Origin of the sequence: Cytobacillus pseudoceanisediminis, assembly GCF_023516215.1 — a bacterium.
Classification (GTDB): domain Bacteria; phylum Bacillota; class Bacilli; order Bacillales; family Cytobacillaceae; genus Cytobacillus; species Cytobacillus pseudoceanisediminis.
On the sequence record NZ_CP097349.1, the window covers coordinates 365,916 to 390,956 of the forward strand.

Annotated in this window: 16 protein-coding genes and 5 pseudogenes; 20 read left to right on the forward strand and 1 reads right to left on the reverse strand. The window is 41.9% G+C overall.

All coding sequences use genetic code 11. The features are described from left to right. Nucleotides 1–124 precede the first annotated feature (124 nt). Nucleotides 125–829 (forward strand): class I SAM-dependent methyltransferase, encoded by a 705-nt coding sequence (locus M5V91_RS02050; RefSeq protein ID WP_009332648.1) that lies wholly within the window; start codon nucleotides 125–127, stop codon nucleotides 827–829. Next, nucleotides 826–1,518, forward strand: coding sequence for an AIM24 family protein (locus M5V91_RS02055; RefSeq protein WP_009332647.1), 693 nt, complete (start codon nucleotides 826–828; stop codon nucleotides 1,516–1,518). The genes M5V91_RS02050 and M5V91_RS02055 overlap by 4 nt, the downstream gene beginning before the upstream one ends. A gap of 90 nt (nucleotides 1,519–1,608) precedes the next feature. Here the strand turns inward: M5V91_RS02055 and metA are convergent, their stop codons facing one another. Beyond that, nucleotides 1,609–2,517: a homoserine O-acetyltransferase MetA gene (gene metA / locus M5V91_RS02060; RefSeq protein WP_009332646.1), complete on the reverse strand. Its 909-nt coding sequence runs from the start codon at nucleotides 2,515–2,517 to the stop codon at nucleotides 1,609–1,611. Nucleotides 2,518–2,697: 180 nt separating this feature from the next. Here metA and M5V91_RS02065 point away from each other — a divergent pair, with 180 nt between their 5' ends. From M5V91_RS02065 to M5V91_RS02150, 18 genes and pseudogenes are all read left to right on the forward strand, one after another. Then, a complete protein-coding gene (locus M5V91_RS02065; RefSeq protein WP_009332645.1) occupies nucleotides 2,698–4,386 on the forward strand; it encodes a formate--tetrahydrofolate ligase in 1,689 nt (562 codons plus the stop codon). Nucleotides 4,387–4,400: 14 nt separating this feature from the next. Beyond that, nucleotides 4,401–4,931 (forward strand): hypothetical protein, encoded by a 531-nt coding sequence (locus M5V91_RS02070; RefSeq protein WP_009332644.1) that lies wholly within the window; start codon nucleotides 4,401–4,403, stop codon nucleotides 4,929–4,931. Between the two features lie 229 nt (nucleotides 4,932–5,160). Further along, the gene (locus M5V91_RS02075; protein ID WP_251175473.1) at nucleotides 5,161–8,229 is read left to right on the forward strand and encodes a GNAT family N-acetyltransferase; all 3,069 of its coding nucleotides are present in this window, start codon (nucleotides 5,161–5,163) and stop codon (nucleotides 8,227–8,229) included. Between the two features lie 10 nt (nucleotides 8,230–8,239). Next, nucleotides 8,240–9,093: pseudogene (locus M5V91_RS02080) on the forward strand (amidohydrolase family protein). A 97-nt stretch (nucleotides 9,094–9,190) separates the two neighbouring features. Then, complete coding sequence (locus M5V91_RS02085) at nucleotides 9,191–10,039, forward strand: DegV family protein (protein ID WP_251175472.1); 849 nt, start codon at nucleotides 9,191–9,193, stop codon at nucleotides 10,037–10,039. A 193-nt stretch (nucleotides 10,040–10,232) separates the two neighbouring features. Further along, the gene (locus tag M5V91_RS02090) at nucleotides 10,233–10,865 is read left to right on the forward strand and encodes an HD domain-containing protein (protein ID WP_284522237.1); all 633 of its coding nucleotides are present in this window, start codon (nucleotides 10,233–10,235) and stop codon (nucleotides 10,863–10,865) included. After that, nucleotides 10,862–12,741 (forward strand): annotated as a pseudogene (locus M5V91_RS02095) (ABC-F family ATP-binding cassette domain-containing protein). The gene M5V91_RS02090 and the pseudogene M5V91_RS02095 overlap by 4 nt, the downstream one beginning before the upstream one ends. A gap of 125 nt (nucleotides 12,742–12,866) precedes the next feature. Continuing rightward, nucleotides 12,867–13,999, forward strand: a pseudogene (locus M5V91_RS02100) (conserved virulence factor C family protein). Between the two features lie 375 nt (nucleotides 14,000–14,374). Further along, nucleotides 14,375–16,045, forward strand: coding sequence for a dihydroxy-acid dehydratase (ilvD, locus tag M5V91_RS02105; RefSeq protein WP_033196461.1), 1,671 nt, complete (start codon nucleotides 14,375–14,377; stop codon nucleotides 16,043–16,045). Between the two features lie 207 nt (nucleotides 16,046–16,252). Continuing rightward, complete coding sequence (locus tag M5V91_RS02110) at nucleotides 16,253–16,687, forward strand: BrxA/BrxB family bacilliredoxin (RefSeq protein WP_009332636.1); 435 nt, start codon at nucleotides 16,253–16,255, stop codon at nucleotides 16,685–16,687. Nucleotides 16,688–16,765: 78 nt separating this feature from the next. Next, a pseudogene (locus M5V91_RS02115) lies at nucleotides 16,766–17,538 on the forward strand (class I SAM-dependent methyltransferase). Nucleotides 17,539–17,855: 317 nt separating this feature from the next. Further along, nucleotides 17,856–19,033 (forward strand): annotated as a pseudogene (locus M5V91_RS02120) (LL-diaminopimelate aminotransferase). Between the two features lie 21 nt (nucleotides 19,034–19,054). Further along, nucleotides 19,055–19,642: a YpjP family protein gene (locus M5V91_RS02125; RefSeq protein WP_071157260.1), complete on the forward strand. Its 588-nt coding sequence runs from the start codon at nucleotides 19,055–19,057 to the stop codon at nucleotides 19,640–19,642. Nucleotides 19,643–19,751: 109 nt separating this feature from the next. Continuing rightward, nucleotides 19,752–20,333: a TerD family protein gene (locus tag M5V91_RS02130; protein WP_009332632.1), complete on the forward strand. Its 582-nt coding sequence runs from the start codon at nucleotides 19,752–19,754 to the stop codon at nucleotides 20,331–20,333. An 86-nt stretch (nucleotides 20,334–20,419) separates the two neighbouring features. Continuing rightward, nucleotides 20,420–21,193, forward strand: a complete 774-nt coding sequence (locus M5V91_RS02135; protein ID WP_009332631.1) for a TerC family protein — start codon at nucleotides 20,420–20,422, stop codon at nucleotides 21,191–21,193. Nucleotides 21,194–21,318: 125 nt separating this feature from the next. After that, complete coding sequence (locus M5V91_RS02140; protein WP_071157264.1) at nucleotides 21,319–22,530, forward strand: HpcH/HpaI aldolase/citrate lyase family protein; 1,212 nt, start codon at nucleotides 21,319–21,321, stop codon at nucleotides 22,528–22,530. Further along, nucleotides 22,460–23,833, forward strand: coding sequence for a phosphoribosyltransferase family protein (locus tag M5V91_RS02145; RefSeq protein ID WP_251175471.1), 1,374 nt, complete (start codon nucleotides 22,460–22,462; stop codon nucleotides 23,831–23,833). Before M5V91_RS02140 ends, M5V91_RS02145 begins: the two co-directional genes overlap by 71 nt. Beyond that, the gene (locus M5V91_RS02150; RefSeq protein WP_071157268.1) at nucleotides 23,826–24,932 is read left to right on the forward strand and encodes a cysteine protease StiP family protein; all 1,107 of its coding nucleotides are present in this window, start codon (nucleotides 23,826–23,828) and stop codon (nucleotides 24,930–24,932) included. Before M5V91_RS02145 ends, M5V91_RS02150 begins: the two co-directional genes overlap by 8 nt. Nucleotides 24,933–25,041: the final 109 nt, after the last annotated feature.

Genomic DNA, 25,041 nt, shown 5'->3' on the forward strand with positions numbered 1-25,041 from the left:
TTTTCTATCAGTATTGTTGACTTTTTTAACATTTTATAATCAGAGGTATTTTTGATAATCTTAGCGAATTTAAAATATTGGGAACTTTTTAATGAACAATCGTATGCATACACGGGGGGATATGATGAGCACTTTTAACTGGTCTGCAGAAGCAGAGAGGCTTTGGGATGAAAATTCGGAATCATGGAATGCAAAGAGTGCAGCAATGTGGGAGGAAGGGAGCCGAAAGGATATCATCTCCTTCTTCGAAAAGCATGTCAAAAAGGGATCTGCCGTATGTGACCTTGGATGCGGTGATGGGTATGGTTCATATAAACTTGCTTTGGCTGGCTATAAAGTTATCGGGATTGATGTCTCTGAAGAGATGATACATAAAGCAGAAAAATTGAACGAAAAAACAGGTGCGGTATTTAAGAAAGAAGACATTTCAGATCTTACCCTTGAAGAGAATGCACTTGATGCGGTCCTTGCCATCAATTCACTGGAATGGACAGAGAGCCCGCTGGATGTATTAAAAGAAATTCGGCGAACTGTTAAGCCGGGCGGAAGGGCATGTATAGGCATTCTTGGTCCAACAGCTGCACCCAGGGCTAACAGCTACCGCAGGCTTTATAAGGAAAAAGTTATCTGCAATACCATGATGCCGTGGGAGTTTGAACGGCTTGCAAAAGAAAACGGATGGTCAAAGATTGATGAACTTGGTGTTTATAAAAAAGCATCAGACCAGCTTTCAAAAGGCTCGCTGACGGATGAGCTAAAGCAATCATTATCTTTTATGTGGATCTTTATGCTTGAAAACAGGAAAAATGAAGGGATGGGAAGAGAATGAGCAGATATTCAATTGAAGAGTTTGTAAAGCAGACAAAACAGCAGGATAAAGGAGAAGGATTATTTGAACTTGAAACACCAAGGATGCTCGAAATTAATTTAACCAGCCAGGTTTGGGCTAAAGCAGGCGGGATGGTTTCCTACCGCGGCCAAATTAAGTTTGAACGCGAGGGGATACTCGAGCATGGCTTAGGAAAAATGTTTAAAAAGGCACTTACTGGAGAAGGGGCAGCTTTAATGAAAGCTACGGGCAACGGAAAGCTGTACCTTGCAGACCAAGGAAAGAAAATTTCAATTCTGAATCTCGATGGAGATGCCATCTTTGTAAATGGGAATGATCTGCTTGCATTCGAGCCTTCCATCAGCTGGGACATTAAGTTAATGAAGAGGATGGCAGGCATGCTTGCAGGAGGTTTGTTCAACGTCCGTTTAGAAGGAACAGGAATGGTGGCTATCACTTCTCACTATGAGCCGCTGACACTCTTGGTTACTCCTGATAATCCGGTGTATACGGATCCAAATGCGACAGTTGCATGGTCAGGTACACTGCAGCCGGAATTTGTGACAGATATCTCATTTAAAACGTTCCTTGGAAGAGGAAGCGGAGAGTCGATCCAAATGAAGTTTTCAGGCAACGGCTTTGTAGTAGTTCAGCCATTTGAAGAAGTGTATTATGCTCAGCAATCATAAGGAAAAGCCGGTATTTGAGAGGGGCAAACCTCTCAAATACCGGCTTTTTTCATGCTTTGCTGCAAATTAAGTTATCCGTTCACTGCACTATTAATCCCAATCATAAGGAGTTTCCTGGTAAACATAGTAGTTCAGCCAGTTGGAAAACATTAAATGGGCATGTGACCGCCATTTATTATGGGGGTTTCTGCCGGGATCATTATTCGGGAAATAGTGTTTTGGCATAGGGACCTGCAGGCCTCTGGTTCTGTCTCTTGTGTATTCTTCCGCAAGTGTGCCTGCTTCATATTCCAGGTGTCCTGTTACCATGATTTGTCTTCCGCCGTTGGCACTCATGATGAAAGGACCCGCTTCCTCAGATGATGACAGGAGCTTGACTTCCGGGTGTTTCAGCAGTTGCTCTGTATAAACATCAGTATGGCGCGAATGCGGAGCAAAGTAGATGTCATCGAATCCTCTCAATAATTTCTCGCTTCTGTCATGAACTTCATGAAGGTAAACGCCTGAGCACTTTTCAGGCAGCTCATATTTTCCGATTCCAAAGTGATAGAATAACGCTGCCTGTGCTCCCCAGCATATATGCAGGGTGGAAGTAACATTCGTTTTCGTCCACTCCATTATTACGGTTAGTTCCTCCCAATAGTCCACTTCTTTAAAGTCGAGAAGCTCTACAGGTGCTCCAGTTATGATCATCCCGTCAAATTTGCGGTTTCGGACTTGCTCAAACGTAGTATAGAATTGTTCGAGATGCATAGGACTGGTATTTTTTGATTGATGTGTGGCAGTTTTTAAAAACGAGATGTTCACCTGTAAAGGCGTATTTCCAAGGAGTCTTAAAAGGTGTGCTTCGGTTTTTTCTTTTTCAGGCATCAAATTCAGGATGAGGATATTTAATGGGCGAATATCCTGCTGTTTGGCACGGTCCTCATCCATGATAAATATATTTTCTTCCTCTAAGATCTCCCTTGCAGGAAGCAGCTTAGGAATTTTTATTGGCAAGTGATCATCTCCCTGTGCAAAAATTCAATTAAACTTATTATAAAGACGATTCGAAATTGTATCAATGCTTCACTGTGTGAAAATGCGAAAATATCAAAAGTAAATGACAATATTTCGATTCGGGGATGGTACAATATAGCTGTAAGGAACCTATACATATTGGATTCTAGGGGGATAAAAATGAATGTGAAACCGATTGTAAAATCAGACATTGAAATTGCCCAGGCATCTGCAATGAAGCCTATTGCGGAAATAGCTGAAAAAATCGGGCTCTTAGAGGATGATCTGGAGCTTTTCGGCAAGTATAAAGCAAAATTATCCGCTGATACCTTAAAGAAATTAAGTACGAAAGAAAGCGGAAAAATAATTCTTGTCACCTCCATTAATCCGACACCTGCAGGAGAAGGAAAATCCACAGTAACAGTCGGTCTTGCCGATGCTTTCAACAGACTTGGCAAAAAAGCTATGGTCGCGATGAGGGAACCTTCTCTTGGGCCAACTATGGGAATCAAAGGCGGAGCAACCGGCGGAGGGTATTCGCAGGTTCTGCCGATGGAAGACATCAATCTGCATTTTACCGGTGATCTTCACGCAATCACTACAGCCAATAATGCATTGGCTGCCCTGATTGATAATCACCTCCAGCAGGGGAATCTGTTAAATATTGACCAGAGAAGGATAGTATGGAAGCGTGCCCTGGATTTGAACGACCGTGCATTAAGAAAAATAGTCATTGGCCTTGGAGGGCCTGTACAAGGTGTTCCGAGAGAAGATGGATTTGATATCACTGTGGCTTCAGAAATTATGGCCGTCCTATGCCTTGCCTCCGACCTTCAGAACTTGAAGGAAAGACTGGGGAAAATGGTGATAGCATACAATTATGATAAACAGCCGGTAACAGTAGCCGATCTTGGAGTGGAAGGAGCTCTTACCTTGCTTCTTAAAGAAGCAGTCAAACCTAATCTGGTGCAGACAATTGAACATACACCGGCATTGGTTCATGGCGGCCCGTTTGCAAATATTGCTCATGGGTGCAACAGTGTGATTGCAACTGCCGCTGCCTCCAAGCTGGCTGACTATGTAGTGACAGAAGCCGGTTTTGGCGCGGATCTTGGTGCTGAAAAGTTTTTAAATATTAAAGCCAGAACAGAGGGCATTGACCCTGAAGCAGTGGTGATTGTAGCTACAATCCGTGCTCTAAAAATGCATGGCGGCTTGTCAAAAGCAGAATTGGGCAAAGAAGATACTGAAGCACTCACTAAAGGCTTTGCTAATTTAAAAAAGCATATTGAAACAATTGAAAGTTTTGGCCTTCCGTATGTAGTGGCTATTAACCGGTTTATTTCCGATAGCGAGAATGAAATAGAGGTCCTTACAGAACTTTGCAGTGAGGCCGGCATGCCAGTGGCGCTGACAGAGGTTTGGGAAAAAGGCGGGCAGGGAGGAATTGAGCTGGCCGAGAAGCTCCTGGGAATTTTGGATGAAAAAGCAGCGAATTTCAGCCACCTATATGATTTATCTTTGCCTCTTGAGGAGAAAATTCTAACAGTAGCCCAGACGGTTTATGGTGCAAGCAAAGTGGAATACTCAACTAAAGCCAAAAAGCAGATAAAAGACTTTGAAAGCTTTGGCTGGGGCGTCCTGCCGGTTTGTATGGCTAAAACACAATATTCATTATCTGATGATCCTTCAAAGCTTGGAAGGCCATCAGATTTTACCATTACTATACGCGAGCTGAAGCCATCTATTGGTGCAGGATTCATTGTAGCACTCACCGGTGATGTGATGACTATGCCTGGATTGCCTAAAGCCCCTGCAGCCATGAACATGGATGTAGATGAAGATGGGAATGCTGTCGGCCTATTTTAAGGGGGAATTAGCCCATGTTTGACCCAACGGCCTTTGAGAATATGAAGGTTGTAATGGAAGGCGGATTCTATGACCGGGATCTGGACGGTGAAATAAGAATCGTTGATCGAAATGACATATTAAACTCAGCTAAAATGAGCCGGAGGTATGACATTACTTTCACAGACATTGCAAAAGGGCTGGCAGAGATTTTCTGTACCTTTACAATGGAAGCGGGATTGGATAATCTCGCAGCTGAGCTATTGCCTCAAGGGAAATCTGAGAAGCTGGCAGGCTGCCGGATTAATGTAAAATTTACAATTAAGCATCCACAAGATTCAAAAGCATTTCTGCAAATCCGTGAAGTTCTGCATCATATCTGGGGCAGTGGACGGAAGGTCGAACAGACTGTAAAATACAACCCTGAAAATATGAAGGCCTTGGCCGAAACAGAAACCGTCATTTCTTTTAACCGGCTTATTCATGAAGAACAGATAGATGATCTGAATGAAATGATCACTTATATGACCGCTTCGATGAAAGCTTTAAGAAAAGTCTATATTTAATATGAATGCGTCTTGCCGAAAATAGCAAGGCGCTTTTTTCGTATGGAATTTATACGGAAAATTCAAAATTGTATTTACAATCACTTGCTCTGATAATACGATTAAGAAGGAATGGAAAAACATTCCGAATAATATCAAAAGGAGGAGAGGCAAATGGTTTTGGTTATCATTGAAGGAAAAGGAATTGAGAAGGGTAGACAAGACGTAACCTAGTCAGGAGGACAAAGGTATGATTCAAAGTACAGACAAAATAGTCATTGCAGAGTATCATGAGGGCTTTGCGGCAGGAATAGCAAAAATGTGGAACTTGAGCAGAGACAGCTGGGGCGGAGATACCAGTGTAATGACTGAAGAACAAGTAAAAACGAAGGAAGCGAATAATGGCAATATTACTTTATACTTAGCGCTGGATGGTGAAGAGGTCGTAGGCTATTGCGGGTTATCGGAATATAAAGAAGATACGGGATCCCTATACATCCCTCTTTTAAATGTAAGGCCGGATTACCATGGACGGAAAATAGGAAAGATGCTTGTGCTGAAAGCGCTGCAAAAAACAATTGAATTGGGCTGGCCGCGCCTTGACTTGTATACATGGCCAGGAAATGTGAAAGCTGTCCCGCTTTACAAAAAATGCGGTTTCTTCTGGGAAGACAGAGATGATACAACACACTTAATGAATTTTATTCCGGCTGTTCATCAGACACAGCTTTTGAAACCTGCCTTCGAAAAGCTTGATTGGTATAGCAGCAGCATGAGAGAAATTGACGTGAAGCCAGATGGAATCAAAGAAAGCGGCTTTACATTTTACGAGTATTTATGGGAGAACGGTGAAGTGTCTGCAAGAGTCAGGTTTGAAAGAACGGGCAGAGGAATCAGTTTAATAGAAACGGATGATTACCTTCTAGAACTATCCATGGATCATCATGAAGTAATCGAAAATGAAATCCAAAATTTCCAGCTCAAACTCATCAATAAGACGGGAGTTCCTGTTTCTTTTAAGGCTGAAGGCAATAACCAGGGAAGAGTCGAAGCTGTTTTCGAACATGACCTGATGGCCGAGAGTGACGCGGTAATTACCGGACAATTCATAGTGCATGAAGGGGAAGAGCCTAGTATCTGGAAAACGCATCCTTCATTAGAAGTTAAGGTGTGGGTAAATGGTGAGGAGTGTGAATTGCGCCTTGGTCTGCTGCCTAAGCAGCCAGCCAAAATTACAGGCGGTTCAAAAGGGAATCTCAGGTTTATAAATCAGGAAGCTGAATTGGAAATTGAGGTTGAGAACAACCTTGAAGAAGACGCCGTATTTCACCTTTCATTTCCTGTAAGTGATCTTGTCGAATTAGAAGAGCGGGACTTTAGAATAGAGCTTCACAAAAAAGGGCGTAAGTTGCTGAAGGTGCCTTTCATTGTTAAAAAATATGGCTTTTATCAGCCGGAAATGGCAATATTGGCAACAAAGGAGAATGGAGACGAACTCGCTTTTTCATGCAGCTCAATGGGCATCCCCATTAAAAGCTTCGGTCAAAAGTTCGGGGGAGAGTCAAAGGATTATTGGCATATCTGCAATGGAATCTGCCAGGTGAATATCCGTAAATTGGATTATAAAATAACGGCTGGCAGGAACGAAAGTGTTAACCAGCCTTTCGCGTTTTTTGCTCCTAAACTTGGGAAACCCTTTTCAGCTGAATTTTCAAAGGCAAAGCCGGCGGCAGCAGAGTGGTTTACAGATGACACGGCAATCACTTTCAAATTGGTATTCAAGTCTGAAGCATTTACAGGTATTCTTGTATCATTGTATACATCCCTATATGGTGAAGGCCTTGTTAAAATATGGGCTGAATTGACAAACGAAGGGGATGAAAAATATGAGAATCTGTATTTCAGCCAGCCGTTATATTATGAAATGCAGAAGCCGTATTTCCCCCTGGATAATGAAGTAATCGAGTTTTCTGACATAAAAGAATTGGGGTTCATGGAGTTATCAGGTATAACCGAAAATTGGTTTTTCGCCGATCATAACGGCGAGCCGGTTGGATTCTGCTGGCCGAAAAATGCGAAGTCCAATCCTGATGGGTGGCAATTTTACTATCAGCAGGAAACTGGCTGCATTGAATCGGGAAATCAGATAGTATTGGCACCTGGCTATTTATCAATAGGAGCTTTCCGGACATGGGAAGAAATGCGGCATTTTGCAGGTGTCGGGACAGAGTATGAAAAAAATGTTTACCATGAAAAAGCACTAATTATCAATAGGGGAAATCCAGTTGCAAAAGAACAGGATACAGCAGAATTCACTCTTAAAACATATCGTTCTAGTTATCTTAATGGCACTATTGATTTATATTTAAATACAGATAAAAAACAAACCTCAAATTTCAGTCAAGAACAGGAATTAAGTGTGTTCAAATCCAATTTTCCTATTAAGGATACGGAACCTCTATCTATTATAAATGCTGAAATTACCCTTGACAGTGAAAAGAAGCAAGTAAGGGAACTTCTGCTTGTGCCCCGGGGTAATGTCCGTATGCTTACGGAAGAGCATGGCGGCAAGACTGTTTATATCATGGATAATGGCATCATTAGTTTAAAAGGTGCACCGGATTTTTATCCTGGCTTATTCTCATTAACCTATAAAGAGAGGGAGTGGCTTGATTCATCCTTTCCCGAACCGGTTGCCAAAGGATGGTGGAACCCATGGACTGGCGGCATGAAAACTGTGCCATCGCAAATGAGTGTGTTCTCGCTATTGAAGGAGTCATCTTCTGCTGAATTTACCAGTGTTAAAGATTCGTATGGAAACGAATGGTCTACATTGGCCATCAGTACGAAAGTTGTCCATCACTCCATATGGAAAGGCCTTGAATATACACAGTATTTCGCGTTATTGCCGGGAGTGCCGCTCCTTGCCCATTGGGTAAAAGCGGAGAATGCAGGCGGGAAGTACCTGTTAAATGAAAAATGGATTACAGATTTATTTATAGCCGGTAGCTCATTAAAGGATCTTACTCTTACAGTAAGTGACAAAGGAGCAGAATCAGCATATCAGGCCGGAGTTGAGGAGCAGTCATTTGTTCTAATTGATGGATCCCGTATTTCCAGCTGCCTGTCTCCTGAAAATATGTATGTAATGAGAAGTAAAGATAATGAATTCCTTGGAGCATATATGAATAAAGAAGCATTCGAAGTTATTTCGGAACGAAAAGCAGGCCCATTGGCCAAACCGGGCTTTATTGCATTTGATGAAAGAAGCTTCGAGGGCAGACTGCTTAATAGACTCCACAACCTGGAATTCTGCTAAAGGAGAAATTATGAAAGTCATAGATGCACATATTCATTTTTCTGATATTAAATCATTTCATCATACTGCCAATGAACTCTCACTTGTAGATTATTCATACCATGGGCATCAGCAGGAGTTCCAAAAAGCTAATGTAGTCTTGAGCATTGCAATGGGGCTTACAGAAACAGAAAATATGGGCTTTCCGGATTATGAAGCAAGAACGCCTATGGGGCTTGACCTGGATGATAAGATACCGGCTAATGTTGTTTACTGCGCTGGCATCAATCCATATGATCTCAATGAAGGAGCTCTTCAAAGGCTGGAGGATAATCTGCAAAAGCCGAACGTGGCAGGGATCAAGATTTACCTGGGATATTATCCTTTCTACGCCTATGATGATGTTTATGAACCTGTGTACGAACTCGCTGCAAAATATGGAGTTCCTGTTGTATTTCATACAGGAGATACTTATTCAGAAAGGGGTTGCTTAAGTATTCTCACCCGCTGGCTATTGACGAGGTTGCTGTTAAACACCGGAATGTTAATTTCATGATGGCTCATTTTGGAGACCCATGGACTTTGACAGGAGCTGAAATCATATACAAGAATCCAAATGCCTATGCGGATCTTTCAGGCCTGATTGTCGGTACAGAAAAAGAATTGAAGAAGCGCAGCAAAGGAAGATTTTTGGATCATCTGAGGCATGCTTTAGTGTTTGCAGATTCTTACGATAAATTGCTGTTTGGAACCGATTGGCCTCTTGCGCCAGTGGGTCCTTATATTGAATTTATAAAAGAACTCATACCTGAAGAGCATCATGAAGATGTATTTTACAATACCGCTATAAAGGTTTTTCCTAAAATAAAACCTTTTCTGCCATAGAACCTGCGGCTGGAAGAGAAATCTTTCACTTCCAGCCTTTCAAATAGTCTTAATTACATACATACACGTATAAATATCTTAAAAGGGGGCGGCTATAGTGGATAAAATTGCATGGGTAACAGACAGCACTGCTTTTTTAAATAACGAGTTAAGAAACCATCCTCACATGTACCAGATTCCGATGACCATCATTATGGATGGCAAAGAATATACAGATGGAGTTGATTTAACACCGGAAGAACTTTATGCGAGCTTAAAAACCCTTGATACTCCTCCAAAAACTTCCCAGCCATCCATTGGTGCTTTTCAGGAGTTATATGAAAATCTGCAGAAGGACTATGACTGTATTATCGCAGTGCTGGTATCGGCAAAACTCAGCGGGACTGTTTCTTCCAGTGAACAGGCAGCCCAGCTGGTTGATATACCAGTATACAGCATAGACTCCAAGATATTATCATACCCTTTAACAAGATTAATCCTTAAGGGGATGGAATTGGCAGAAGCCGGACTGGATATTAAAGAAATTATCCGCAGGCTTGAGGCACTCCGCGATACGGGAGAAACCTATGTCCTCATTGGGAGTCTTGAACAGCTTCATAGAAGCGGCAGGATGTCCGGAGTTCAGTTTTTCCTGGGCAGCATGCTAAATGTAAAGCCGATCATTTCAGTTCGTGATGGGGAATTAAGCGTAAAAGAGAAAGCCAGAAGCGAAAGAAAGGCAAAAGACAAAATTGTGAATCTGCTCAAGGGTGCACATGAGAGAAAACTGCTGAAGGAAGTATTCATCCTATACGGTTTGCATCCGGAAGAAGCGGAGACATGGAAGAAGGAGCTCCAGGAAGAATTTAATGGAGTTGAATTTGGATGCTATTCTTTGGGGGCTACCATTGGCGTCCATGCAGGAGAAAATACACTTGGCATCAGCTGGCTGAATGGCCTGGAATAAAATAGCTTAGGGACCTGGTGCAGGAAATCAAATACTGGTTTTCTGCGCCATTTTTTTATCGGTGCCGTCTGTAAGAATGAATCCAATAAATGGTTCTATAGATATGGCATTACCTTGCCATCGTTTCTTTTTGGGACTAATGTTAAAATGGAGTGTGGAGTTTGAAAGCAGGTGAAATAATGAAGGAAAAAATATACATTTAACAGAAAAATTCGTCCGGGATACACTCGGAGAAGATTCAACCGGGCATGACTGGCATCATATTGAGCGGGTGAGAAAAAATGCCCTTTACATAGCCAAAAAGGAACAAGCAGGAGATCCTTTTTTAATTGAAATGGCAGCGCTGCTTCATGATATACCCGATGCTAAGCTGAACACTTCAAGGGAAGCTGGAGAAAGGAAGCTATCTGATTTTCTGCAGGAAATTGAGATTGCAGAAGAAGCTTCCAGCAGCATTAAGACAATTATTGATTCAGTTTCTTTTAAAGGCGGCAATAACAAGAAGGTCTTAAGCGTGGAAGCTAAAATAGTCCAGGATGCGGACCGATTGGATGCGATTGGTGCTGTAGGGATTGCACGGGCATTTGCCTATGGCGGCAAAAAAGGGCAGCCAATTCATGATCCCGGCCTTGAAATCAGAAAAGTAATGACTGAAGATGAATACCGGAATGGTAAGTCATCATCCATCAATCATTTCTACGAAAAGCTATTGAAGCTGAGAGACCTGCTAAATACTGACACTGCCAGGGAAATGGCAGAAGAGCGGCATCAAATTATGGAGAAATATCTGCATCAATTTTTTATAGAATGGAATGGTCAAGCATGAAGATGATCTCTGTGGAAAATGTTACAAAAACATATGGAGAGAAAGAACTTTTTAATGATATATCTTTTACAATCGCTGAAAAAGAAAGGGCAGGACTGATCGGTGTAAACGGTACAGGGAAATCTTCCCTGCTTAAAGTGATTGCCGGTGTTGACCTGCCAGACTCTGGAGAAATAGTCACTCCTAGAGATTACACCATTTCATATTCAGCACAGCAGCCTGAACTCAACTATGATTTAACAGTTCTTGAGCAGGTTTTTGCAGGAGATGCGCCAATTCTTGTACTGCAGAGAGAATATGAACAAGCCCTGCTGGAGCTTAGCATGCACCCCGAAGATTCAGACATTCAGCAAAATCTTTTCGAACTTCAAAAAAGAATGGATACCCTTGATGCCTGGGAAGTGAACACCGATGCAAAAACGATACTCACTAAGCTGGGTATCGAGGAGTTCAGTAAAAAGATTGGAGAGCTTTCTGGCGGGCAAAAAAAACGGGTTGCTCTGGCACAAGTATTGATCCAGTCACCTGACTTGCTGATTCTTGACGAGCCGACAAATCATCTTGATTTTGAATCGGTCAAATGGCTGGAAGAATATCTGGGCAGGTACAGGGGTGCTCTGCTCCTTGTAACACATGATCGTTATTTCCTTGACCGGGTTACAAATAGAATGTTTGAACTTGAAGGCGGAAATCTATACAGCTATAAAGGGAATTATGCTGCATTCCTTGAAGCAAAGGCGGTAAGAGAGGAAAATGAGGCGGCAGCTATCGATAAGCAGAAAAATCTGTTCAGAAGGGAACTGGAATGGATCAGAAGAGGTGCAAAAGCCCGTACCACCAAACAAAAAGCCAGAATCCAGCGGTTTGAAACCCTTGACAGCCAGCTTGCTTCAGTTAAATCCTCCGAAAAATTGGATATGTCCCTAAGCGGCAGCCGCCTAGGAAAACAGGTATTTGAACTCGAATCTGCTTCAAAAAAGTATGGCACTCAAACGATTCTGGATCATTTTGATCTTCTTGTAAAACCAGGGGATAGAATAGGGATTATCGGAAGAAATGGAACGGGGAAATCTACTCTGCTTAACATACTGGCAGGCCGGATTCCGCTTGACTCAGGTAAGCGCATTATTGGGCAGACAGTAAAAATCGCTTACTATACACAGGAAAGCGAAGATATGGATGAGAACAAGCGCATGATCGAATACCTCAAAGAAACAGCAGAAGTGGTTGAAACATCCGATGGCAAAACGATTTCTGCAGCTCAAATGCTTGAGCGCTTCCTATTTCCGGCCTATTCTCACGGCACTCCTATCCGCAAGCTTTCCGGCGGGGAAAAACGCAGGCTGTATTTATTGAAAATCTTAATGTCTGAGCCTAATGTTCTTCTGCTTGATGAGCCGACCAATAACCTTGATACTCAAACCCTAACGGTTCTCGAAGATTATCTTGAAGATTTTCCCGGTGTAGTCATTACAGTTTCGCATGACCGCTACTTCCTGGATAAAGTGGCTGAGCAGCTTCTTGTATTAAAAGGCGAGGGCAAAATCGAATCCTACTATGGAAATTACAGTGAATTTCTTGAAAGCGAGAATGCCAAGCCTGTTCAGGAAGCTGATCATGCCCCCAAAAAGGCGAGGGAAACTAAGCCGAAAAAGAAGAGAATGAGCTACAAAGAAAAAAGGAATGGGAAGAAATCGAGGGTAAAATTGAAGCGGCTGAATCCCGTCTCGAAGCGATTTCCTCAGAAATGGCCAGCATCGGCAGTGACTTTGAAAAGGGTCAGGCCTTAGTAGAAGAAGAAACAAAGCTGAATGAAGAGCTTGAATACTTGATTGAGAGATGGAGCTATCTTTCAGAAGCAGCTGAAAATGAATAATTCATACCCGGGGATTTTTCCCGGGTTTCTTTGCATATTCAGAAACAGCTAAAATGCCTCGATAATCTCCTTATGTTAAAATAATACCAGTTACCATCGTGAATATATAAAAAAGGGTGATACTTTTGAGAATAAAAGCAATCGAACCAACACCAAGTCCAAACACTATGAAGGTTATTCTTGATGAAGAGCTTCCGATGGGGAAGGCCAATAATTATAAAAAGGAAAAAAAGAAGGAGCTCCAAAGATTATTCTAGATATACTTGAAATTGAAGGAATCAAAGGGGTGTACCATGTTGCCGATTTCCTTGCTGTCGAAAGAAATGCGAAATATGACTGGAAAGAGCTTCTCCCTCAAGTAAGATCCGCTTTTGGCGAGGATGTGGAAAATGAAGGCACAGACAACGGCATCGATGAACATTTTGGCGAAGTCCAAGTGTTAGTCCAAATGTATAAAGGAATTCCCATGCAGGTGAAACTGACTGACGGCACAGAAGAAAAGCGCTTTGGACTTCCTGAAAACTTTATCAGTGCTGTTTCAGAGGCCCAGGATCCTGCAGATAACGTTGTCATGGTCCGCAAGTGGAAAGAATTCGGTGTCCGCTATGGAGACTTTGACCAAGTTGGCCATGATATTGTTGAAGAACTAATGGCTGCCTATCCAGAAGCAAGACTCCAGATACTTGTTAAAACGGCAAAAAGCCCGGATAAAGCGGAGGAAAAACACGCACGTTCCCTTCTTAAACTGTCTGTCGAAGATCTGGATTCCCCAGATTGGCGGGAGCGCTATCAAAAACTCGAACAGATGGATGATCCTGAACTGGAGGACCTGCCTGTGCTTGAAAAAGCGCTTAAAGATGAGAAGGCTTCAATCAGAAGACTTGCGACAGTTTATCTTGGGATGATTGAGGAAAAGAGTGTCCTGCCTCTCCTCTACAAAGCATTAAAGGATAAAACGGTCACTGTAAGACGTACAGCAGGGGATTGTTTGTCAGACCTGGGATTTGAAGAAGCAATGGACGCCATGAAGGAAGCACTGCAGGATGACAGTAAACTTGTGCGCTGGCGTGCGGCTATGTTCCTTTACGAAGTGGGTGATGAAAGTGTGCTTCCTGCTTTAAAAGCAGCAGAAGACGATCCGGAATTCGAAGTCAGCATGCAAATCAAATTGGCTATTGAAAGAATTGAACATGGAGAAGAAGCAAAAGGGTCAGTTTGGAAACAGATGACTGAATCCCGGAAACGGGGCCAGGAATAATTACAGGAAAAAACCGCTCACAGAATGAAAATCTGGAGCGGTTTTTTTGTTGGGCATATAAGGAATTGTTCCCGGCGTCTTAGGAAAGACGGCAGCAGTAATAAGGTAACGACTGAAGCAAAATTGTGTGCCCGGCTTTTTATAGAATGTCCCGTCCTCAATTATTGAATTCCATAACTCACACACACTGCAGTTTCACCCATTTAAAGCGAAAAATTATAATAAATTTGTAAAAATTATTGAAATTATCCGAAAAAGGGTCTATATTGGAAAGAAAATATTTGGGAGCAGGAGGCTTATCATATTATTCCCATAGAATAAGAGATTATGAATCTAGGGTAAACGGAGGTATTACATACTATGACTGGCTCACAGATGAGAAGTGATATGATCAAAAAAGGCACAGACCGGGCTCCGCACCGCAGCTTGCTGCGTGCTGCCGGGGTAAAGGAAGAGGATTTCGGAAAACCATTTATTGCTGTGTGCAATTCCTATATTGATATCGTACCTGGACATGTGCATTTGCAGGAATTCGGTAAAATTGTTAAAGAAGCAATCCGTGAAGCAGGAGGAGTTCCATTTGAATTTAATACCATCGGAGTAGATGATGGAATTGCCATGGGCCATATTGGCATGCGCTATTCTCTGCCAAGCCGCGAAATCATTGCAGACTCACTTGAAACAGTTGTTTCTGCACACTGGTTTGACGGAATGGTCTGTATCCCGAACTGCGATAAAATTACGCCTGGAATGATGATGGGGGCCTTAAGGGTTAATATTCCAACCGTTTTTGTCAGCGGAGGCCCGATGAAAGCTGGCGTTGATTCAAGCGGAAAACCTTTATCTTTAAGCTCTGTCTTTGAGGGTGTAGGTGCCTTTGAATCTGGACAAATCGATGAAAAAAGGCTTCAGGAAATCGAGCAGGTTGCCTGTCCGACTTGCGGATCATGTTCCGGAATGTTCACTGCAAATTCCATGAACTGTCTGGCAGAAGGGCTGGGCCTTGCACTTCCTGGCAATGGGACGATTCTGGCAGTATCAGAAGAGAGAAAAGAGTTTGTTAAACGTTCAGCCAAGCAGCTGATGGAATTAATAAAAAAAGACATCAAGCCGCGCGATATCGTTACAATTGATGCGATTGACAATGCATTTGCCCTGGATATGGCAATGGGCGGGTCAACCAATACAGTTCTTCACACATTGGCACTTGCTCACGAAGCCGAATTTGAATATCCGATTGAACGAATTAATCAGATTGCCAACCGGGTTCCGCATTTAGCGAAGATTGCTCCTGCTTCAGATTATCATATTGAAGATGTTCATAATGCGGGTGGAGTCAGTGCGATCATCAATGAATTGCTTAAAAAGCCGGACGCCCTGAATGGAGATTGTCTGACGGTTACCGGAAAGACGCTAAGGGAGAATGTTGCAGGCAGTGAAATTCTGGATAAAAACGTAATCCGTACCCTGGAGAATCCGCATTCTGAACGCGGAGGGCTGGCAGTTCTGTTTGGAAATCTTGCTCCTGAAGGATCAATTATAAAAGTCGGTGCTGTTGATGAATCAGTAGGCGGATACCATAGAGGACCAGCCATCTGCTTTGATTCGCAGGAAGAGGCATTATCCGGAATCATTACCGGCAAAGTGCAGGAAGGCCATGTTGTAGTCATTCGATATGAGGGTCCTAAAGGAGGGCCTGGAATGCCGGAGATGCTTGCACCTACTTCCCAGATTGTTGGCCGGGGACTCGGGGCAAAAGTCGGCCTGATTACAGATGGCCGTTTCTCAGGGGCTTCCAGGGGGATCAGCATTGGGCACATTTCTCCTGAGGCTGCTGAAGGCGGGCCTATTGCATTCGTGGAAAATGGAGATATCATTGAATTGGATTTGAATAACCGTACAATCAACCTGGAAATCTCGGATGAAGAATTTGAAGAACGCAAAGCCAATTGGCAAGGCTTCGAGCCAAAGGTCAAAAAAGGGTATCTTGCCCGTTATTCGAAGCTTGTAACCAATGCCAGCACAGGCGGCGTTATGAAAATTTAATAATGTTAAGAAAGCCGGTCATTTATGACTGGCTTTCTTGCTGATAAGAGTTTTTGGCCGATATGTATGTGATTTAAGACGATAGAATACCGTAATAGGACGATAAAAAGGATTACAAAGTAATACCCGGCATAGAAAAATTGCATAAAGATCATACGTTATAGTATGCTTACTTTACAAACTGCAGCTTAAGGAGGAGGCAATTTTATGTCTATGGCATATGAAGAATATATGAAACAAATGGTAAAGCCGATGCGTGAGGAGCTTGTACAGGCTGGTTTTAAAGAACTGACGGCTTCAGAGGATGTAGAGCAGTTTATGGAAGGTCTTGAAGGAACAGCTCTGGTTGTTGTCAATTCAGTTTGCGGCTGTGCTGCTGGACTGGCTCGGCCGGCAGCTACACAGGCCGTTTTACGCAGTGAAAAGAAACCTGATCATTTAGTGACGGTGTTTGCAGGACAGGATAAAGAGGCAACAGCTAAAATGCGCGAGTACTTTGATGGATATGAGCCTTCATCTCCTTCTATGGCTGTTTTAAAAGGGAAGGAAGTTGTGCACTTCATTCACCGCCATGATATTGAAGACCATTCCATGGAAGCGATCATGGAAAATCTTCTTGCGGCTTTTGAGGCGAATTGCTGAGAATATAAAGATTAAACAAAACGGGGTGTCTGCTGGCACCCTTTTTTATAGCAAAATTAAGAAATTCAGGTGAACACAATGATTATTACAACTGCCGGACGCACCAATGAAGCAATGAAAGAAAAAGCAAAAAAATTGCCGAACAATTGGGTGCAGAATATATCAGCAGGAATAAAAGGTCTGTAGGAATGATCCAAAAACAAGTTCCTGAAGACTGCATAGTAGTTGGAAAAGAACGTTTGGAGCTTTTTCCGATAGGTGAAAGCCAGCCATTTTTCTTTCATCCCAGTTCAGCGATGTTCAGAGTAAAGCGTCTCCTAAAAGGAGAGGGTGATCCTTTTCTTCAGGCTGCGGGGCTTAAAGAAGGCAGCAGTATTCTAGATTGTACCCTTGGACTGGCCTCGGACAGCATAACAGCCAGTTATGCAGCAGGGAGTAAAGGCAAAGTTACAGGGCTGGAAGGAAATAAATATCTTTCCTTCCTGGTGGCGAATGGCCTTAGACAATGGGACTCCGGGCTTGATAGTATGAATCAGGCAATGAGAAGAATAAAGGTGGAGTCGTCAATGGCCCTTCCTTATTTGAAAAAATTGCCCCCGGACAGTTATGACGTTGTATATTTTGATCCCATGTTTGAAGAAAAAATCCTTGAGTCAGAGGGGATTAAAGCACTGAGGAACTTTGCTGTTTATGAGGACCTGTCAGAGGAAGTTATTTTTCATGCAAAAAGAGCAGCCAGACAGAGAGTGGTTCTGAAGGATCACTTTAGAAGTTCAAGGTTTGACCGATATGGCTTCAAAGTAATTGAAAGAAAGTCATCGAAATTTCATTTTGGGGTAATTGAAAAATAAGAAAAAGTGCCTGAATACCAGGCACCTTCTTATTTAATCTGCGATGGCCAGATAAACAAAGTAAGCCATCAGCAAAAGGCTTGCAATAACAAAGAATACAGACCAATCCATTTGAATTTCCCCCTTTTTATTCTCCTCGGCTTGAAGAAAACGATTTGTTCTTATTATTCCCGCTTTGCTGATTTATAATCCGGCAAATATATTTTTCACTATATATCTATTGTTCTTTTTAACGATACATGAAATCAATTTAAATTTGATTCGAAAAGAAGTATAATAGAAAAATAGAATTGAGATACATAGCGAGGAAGGATACTATGGAATTTCCTATTTCAAAAAGAATGGCTTCTTTTCCGGAAAGTGTGTTTGCTGAATTGTCCCAAATTAAGAATTCGAAACTTTCAGACGGATTTCCGGTGATTGATTTGAGCATTGGCAGCCCTGATTTGCCCCCTCCCGCTTTTGTTATGGAGGAGTTAGCAAGAGGAACCCGGGAACCAGAATCATATGGGTACTCGTTAACAGGTACAAATGAATTTCATACTGCAGTCTGCAGCTATTATAAACGAAATTTTGAAGTGAATCTTGAATCTTCAGAGGTGCTGCTTTTAATGGGTTCCCAGGACGGGCTGGTTCATTTGCCGATGGTTCTATGCAACCCTGGAGAGTATATCCTAGTCCCGGACCCGGGATATACTGCTTATGCTGCAGGTGCAGCATTGGCCGGGGCAAAGATGTACGGCATGCCCTTAAAAAAGGACAGTAGCTTTCTGCCGGATTTTGATGAAATCCCTGATGAAATACTCGCAAACACGAAATTAATGATTCTGAATTTCCCCGGCAATCCCGTTCCTGCAATGGCGACAGAAGAGTTTTTTCTTCAGGTGATCCATCTGGCAAAGAAGTACGGCTTTGCTGTATTGCATGATTTTGCTTATTCAGAACTTTATTATGAGAAGAGACCTCTAAGTTTTTTGTCTGTTACAGGGGCAATGGATGTAGGGATTGAAATGAATTCACTATCAAAAAGCTTTAATATGGCAGGATGCAGGGTGGCATATGCTGCCGGTAATCAGCAGCTTATTGCGCTGCTGGCCAACTTCAAATCCAATTTGGATTATGGGGTATTCTTGCCGGTGCAGTCAGCTGCAGTGAAAGCATTGAATGATCAGTCCTCTTTTTGCAGGACTTGAGAGAAACATATAGAAAAAGAAGAGATGTATTATTAAAAGAGCTGAAAAATATCGGGTGGGATATCAGCAAGCCGGAGGGGTCAATGTTCTTGTGGGCAGAGGTTCCAAATGGATACAGCTCCTCCCGGAATTTTGCGGTTGACTTGATTAACCGCGCCGGCGTAGTCGTAACCCCTGGAAGTGCCTTTGGCCAATGGGGTGAGGGATATGTTCGGATTGCACTTGTTCAGCCCGAAGATGTATTAAAGCAAGCTGCCGCAAATATTGAAAAAAGCGGCATATTTAAGAAAATCCTTGCTTAGCAGAAAGGAAGGCGAAAAAACATGCCGAATTGGCTGAGAAAATCCTTTGTTGTACTTGTTACCATTTTAACATTTGGCCTCGTCACACCTTCTCAGGCTTTCCTATATGAAAATACCAGCCAGTTAAAAGCCTCTAGAGCTTCTGATGTGGAAAACTCGGAAAACAATGCAGAACTTGCTGAAGAGGAAGATACTAATTTTGATAAGGATGACTTTATCAGGCAAATGCTTATAGAAGCTGAGGCACAATCATATGAGAAGTTTGGCGCAAAGATAGGCCCTGTTATTGAAGATGAGTTTAACGAGGTGATACTTCCAAATATTGAGAAAGCCATCCAGGAGGTGGCGGTGCAATTTCCCGAAGAAAGCCTTGCTAACTTAAAGGTTACAGAAACTCCGGGGGGCGGATTGTCGGAAAAAATCTTCCATATCACCAATAGCAAGGCGAATGAAGATGTCATTCGCTTCCATGTAAGAAGGGACCATCCTCCTCAGCAGGGATACTGGTTTAATTTTCACTATCATACACACCATGATAATTTTCAGGCCCACCATGAACTTGGATCAATTTACTGGAATAAAAACACTCCGCCGAAATGGATGACTTAAAGATTGAAATAAATCCTTGAATATGAAAAAATATTTTTATGGATTATGAAACTTTTCATGATTTATAGCGTAAATACATTTATTCTACATAATGGAGGTTTGAGTTGAAATGGCAGTAAGCTTATCAAAAGGACAAAAAGTTGACTTAACAAAAACAAACCCGGGTATGACTAAGGTAATAGTCGGACTTGGGTGGGACACGAATAAATACGATGGCGGAACTGACTTCGATTTGGATTCTTCTGTATTCCTCCTCGGAGACACTGGGAAGGTAACTTCTGAAAGCGACTTTGTTTTTTATAACAATACAACTGGTGCTAATGGTTCCGTTGTACATACTGGAGATAACCGTACAGGAGAAGGGGCTGGAGATGACGAGCAGGTGAAAATTGACCTTGCTAATGTGCCTGCAAACATCCAGCGTATTACGTTCACAATCACAATTCATGACGGAGAAGCACGCAATCAGAACTTTGGACAGGTATCAAATTCCTATGTAAGAATCCTTAATGAAGATACAGGCGAAGAATTGATCCGCTATGACCTGGGGGAAGATTTCTCTATTGAAACTGCACTTGTAGTTGGAGAACTATACAGACATAACGGAGAATGGAAATTCAGTGCGATTGGAAGCGGATATCAAGGCGGACTGGCTGCACTGGCAAAAGATTTTGGTTTACAGGTTGGATAAATAAGAGGTATATTTTTTTATAAGGCTCGGCAATGCCGGGTCTTTTATATGAATAAAATAGTCATCATCCGGGGGAATAAATTAGAATGGAAATCTTAGAATCTATTATGCATACATATTCCCAGTTTTTTAACTGGGAAATGTGGGTTGAAGCTTTATCAAAGCCGGAAAGCTGGGCACTGATAGGGACACTTGTCATTTTAGAAGGCTTATTGTCTGCTGATAATGCACTCGTACTTGCTGTAATGGTAAAACATCTACCGGAAAAACAGCGCAAGAAAGCACTTTTTTATGGTCTGTTAGGTGCTTATTTCTTCAGGTTTATTGCCATTGGAATCGGTGTATTCTTAATTGAATTCTGGTATATTAAGGTATTGGGTGCAGCCTATTTAGCCTGGCTTGCAATCAAGTATTTTATTGATAAGCGGAATGCCGAGCAAGAAGGTGATGAAGAGGCAATAGAAGGGATTAACCAACGGGGGTTATTAATTCGCCTTTTCGGTACTTTCTGGGGAACAGTCATTGCAGTTGAATTAATGGATATTGCTTTTTCAATAGACAGTATTTTGGCTGCGCTTGGAGTGAGTCAGGAAATCTGGGTGCTGTTAATTGGAGGCATGCTTGGAATTATCATGATGCGTGGTGTAGCGGGAGTATTCTTAAAGCTGATTGATAGAGTGCCTGAACTGGAAACCAGCTCATATATTCTGATCCTGCTTATTGCTGCTAAGATGCTTGCAAGTGCTGCTGGTATTCATATTGACCATATTTACTTCTTTATTGTATTGGTTATCGTGTTTGCTATTACATTTATTGTTCATGCTAGGAATGCAAAAAAGGAAGCTGCAGATCAGGGCTGAACTTAAATATCTAATTGCTCAACGTTTAAAAGGGAACAGACAATTGTCCGCTCCCTTTTATTTTTATCTTTTTTGGACGAAAAAGGAAGAAAGTAGTATTTATGTGAAGGAATGGAGCTGCAAAAATGAGACTATTTTCCGATCTTCCGGATGAAAAAATAAATCAGGTGTTTTACAAAAAGCCGGGCCATTTTAACAAGAGGTCAGGCAGGGATCTTTTAGCATATGCACTTGGAGCAACTTTGTATATGCCGGCTACAAGGCCTAATATTCATCAGGATCTGCTCTCAAAAAAGCATGCAGGCCTTACATCCATGGTCATATGCCTTGAAGATGCAATTGGTGATGATGAAGTGGAACAGGCAGAAGACCTGCTGTCTTTGGAATTGGAAAATTTGAGCTCGGACCTTGCGAAGGGGCTTTGTGAAGAAGAAGATCTCCCTTTGCTCTTCGTGCGTATCAGAAGCTATGAACAGCTTATTAGACTCAAAAACAGAATCCCCAATGGCATGCATCTTCTCACTGGTTTTGTTCTGCCAAAGTTCTCTCCGGCTGAAGGATGCAAAATTTTAGCTGAAATTAAAAAGCTTAATTCTTATGGTTATTGTTTATATGCCATGCCGATTCTGGAAACTAAAGAAATCATTCAAAAAGAAACAAGGCTTGATCAATTAATCGGCATTAAGAAGGTTTTGGACCAGCATTCTGAACTGATTTTGAATGTGCGGATTGGTGCCACTGATTTTAGCGGGCTATATGGAATTCGCAGAAACTCAGATACTACTGTATATGATATTGCTGTTATCAGAGATTGTATCTCAGATATCATTAATATATTTTTGCGTTCCGATCAGCCATATGTCATCTCAGGCCCGGTATGGGAATACTTCTCCTCAAAGGAGCGTCTTCTGAAGCCTCAAATCAGGCAGACTCCATTCAGGGAACGTCTTGGGCAGGATGGGCTCAAAATGAGGACGGACTTGATTGACCGGCATATGGACGGATTAATTAGAGAAATCGCGATGGATATATCAAATGGCTTAACTGGAAAAACCATTATCCATCCAACCCATATCAGGCCCGTACAGGCATTGAATACTGTCACCCTTGAAGAGTATTTGGATGCACAGAGCATCGCCGGTCAGGCCGGCGGAAAAATAGGGGTTATGAAAAGCGATTACCAAAACAAAATGAATGAAATTAAACCCCATTTATATTGGGCTAAAAAAATATTATTAAAATCAGAAGTATACGGGGTGCTGCAGGATGAGATCACATACATTGACCTACTCAAAAACGAAATATTCAATTCAGATACTCAACTCATTAACCGTTGATATTCAGATAACCGATAACCCTTATGAGCTTGCGCCTGAAGATTTGTTTGTCATGGCCGCAAGAATAAATAAAAAAAGATCCTTTTTATTTGTCAGCAAAGTACTCGGAAAACATATTCCGATTAATCCGCAAATCGGACTCCTGACAGGGGAACTGCTTGCAAGCCGTTATATGGAAAAGGTAAAGAACGTAGACACAGGAAAGGCCGCTGAGCTTCTATCTGCTTTTAAAAACGGCTCAGGCGTCATAAACAGCAGCCCTTTTATTCATGAAGAACATAACCCTGTCATTATCGGTTTTGCCGAAACAGCAACGGCACTTGGGCATGCTTTCTTTCAATCATTTAAACGTGCCGATTACTTTCACACAACAAGAGAGCAGCTGATTGATAGGAATTCTGTCATAACATTTGAAGAAGAACATTCCCATGCTACTTCCCACAGATGTTACACAAATGAAAGCCTTTTGGATAATAAGAGAGAGATCATTCTTGTTGATGATGAAATGACAACAGGAAAAACAGCTATTAATATCATCCGATCCATTCATGAACGCTTTCCCAGAAAGATTTATACAGTCGTCTCCATTCTGGATTGGCGTTCCCTAAAAAACCAGATTCTGTTTGATGAACTTGAAAAAGAATTGGGCATTATTATTCACAGTGTGTCTCTTCTAAAAGGGGAGATCGACGTTAAGGGTTCCCCTGAAGTGCATGAAAGTCAGTCATCGGATGAACTGAAAGGTAATAATGGGCTAATTTCCTATATTCATATAAATAATGAATTCCCTGAACTATTAAGCCCGATGAATGAGCCTTCTGCTGCTCTAAGCGGTGAAGTCAAAACTATTCCTTATTTAAAAGATTCTGGCCGTTTCGGGCTGGATGCAAAACGCCAAGCCGGATTAAGTGTGTCATTAGCTGAGATCGGCCAATACCTATCAGGTAAACGGGATGGCAGGAATACGCTATGTCTTGGAACAGGGGAGTTTATGTATATCCCTATGAAACTTGCCTCATTAATGGGGGAAGGCGTAAAATTCCACTCAACAACACGCAGTCCCATTTTTGTAAGAAATGTTAATGAATATGGAGCCAAATACGGCATATCCTTTCAAAACCCTGAAGACCCTGAAATGGCGCAATTTGTTTATAACATTCCAGAGGACTATTATGAAGAACTTTTCCTGTTTTTCGAAAGAAAGCCAGAAAAAGATTCACTTATGCCTTTTATCAATCAATTAAAGAAATATATAAAGAATATAAAAATAGTTTGCTTTAATGGGGGTGAAACAAATGAATAGAATTGCGGAAAAATTTGGTTCATATAGTAAAGATGACGTTGTATTTTTACTGAAGGATTTAAGCAGATATTCACTTGAAGGATCCATTGAGCAAAGGGAAAAAAACATTCAGTCCGGTCAGCATTATAGTGAAACACTTCCTATTGAATACCAGCCTCCTGAAAATTACCTTTCCCTGTTTTGGGAAACACTTGATGAATACAAACGAAAAACAGCATTGTCCACAGGAGTGGTTTCTGAACAAATTTGGAAGAAAAAAGGAGAAAATGCGGTTTTAGTTTCCCTAGCCAGAGCAGGGACGCCTGTCGGTATTCTAATAAAACGGTATCTTTATGAAGTATATGGAGTAAGATTGCCGCATTACAGCATTTCCATTATCAGGGACCGGGGGATCGACGAAAATGCGATAAAGCATATCTTAAACTCACATCCTGGCTGCAATATTCAGTTTGTGGATGGATGGACAGGCAAAGGGGCTATTTCTGTTGAATTAACCAAGGCCTGCAGACAATTCCATGAACATTATGGTGTTCTTCTCGATGACACTTTGGCTGTTCTTGCAGATCCAGGATTTTGCACAACACTTTATGGAACAAGGGAGGACTTTCTGATTCCAAGTGCCTGCCTCAATTCTACTGTTTCAGGATTGGTCAGCAGAACAGTATTAAATGAATCCTTAATTGGGCCGGAAGATTACCATGGCGCCAAATACTATAGGGAGCTGGAGGAAGCAGATGTTTCAAACCATTATCTCTCAGCGATTACAGAAGAGTTCTCGGCTATTAAACAGGAAGCAGCTGAACTTGCGGCCAAGATTATGGAAAACCCTGGGGAAGCATGTTTTAAAGGAATGAAAGAAGTTCAGAGAATACAAGAGGAATTTAAAATTGGATCTATTAACTTTGTAAAGCCGGGAGTCGGAGAAACCACCAGGGTTCTTCTGAGAAGGCTTCCATGGAAAATTCTGATGAGAGACCCTAAAAGCCCATATGTTCGCCATATTGTGATGCTTGCCCGGGAGAGGAATGTCGAGATTATTCATTATCCTGATATGAGCTACACATGCTGTGGATTAATTAAAAAGACGGGAGAAGAATAATGAGGATGTTTGCTTCAGACCTGGACAGGACATTGATCTACTCAAATAAAGCACTAGCTGATTTTGGTCAGACAGGAGAAAAAATTTAATTGGGGTTGAGCGTAAAGAT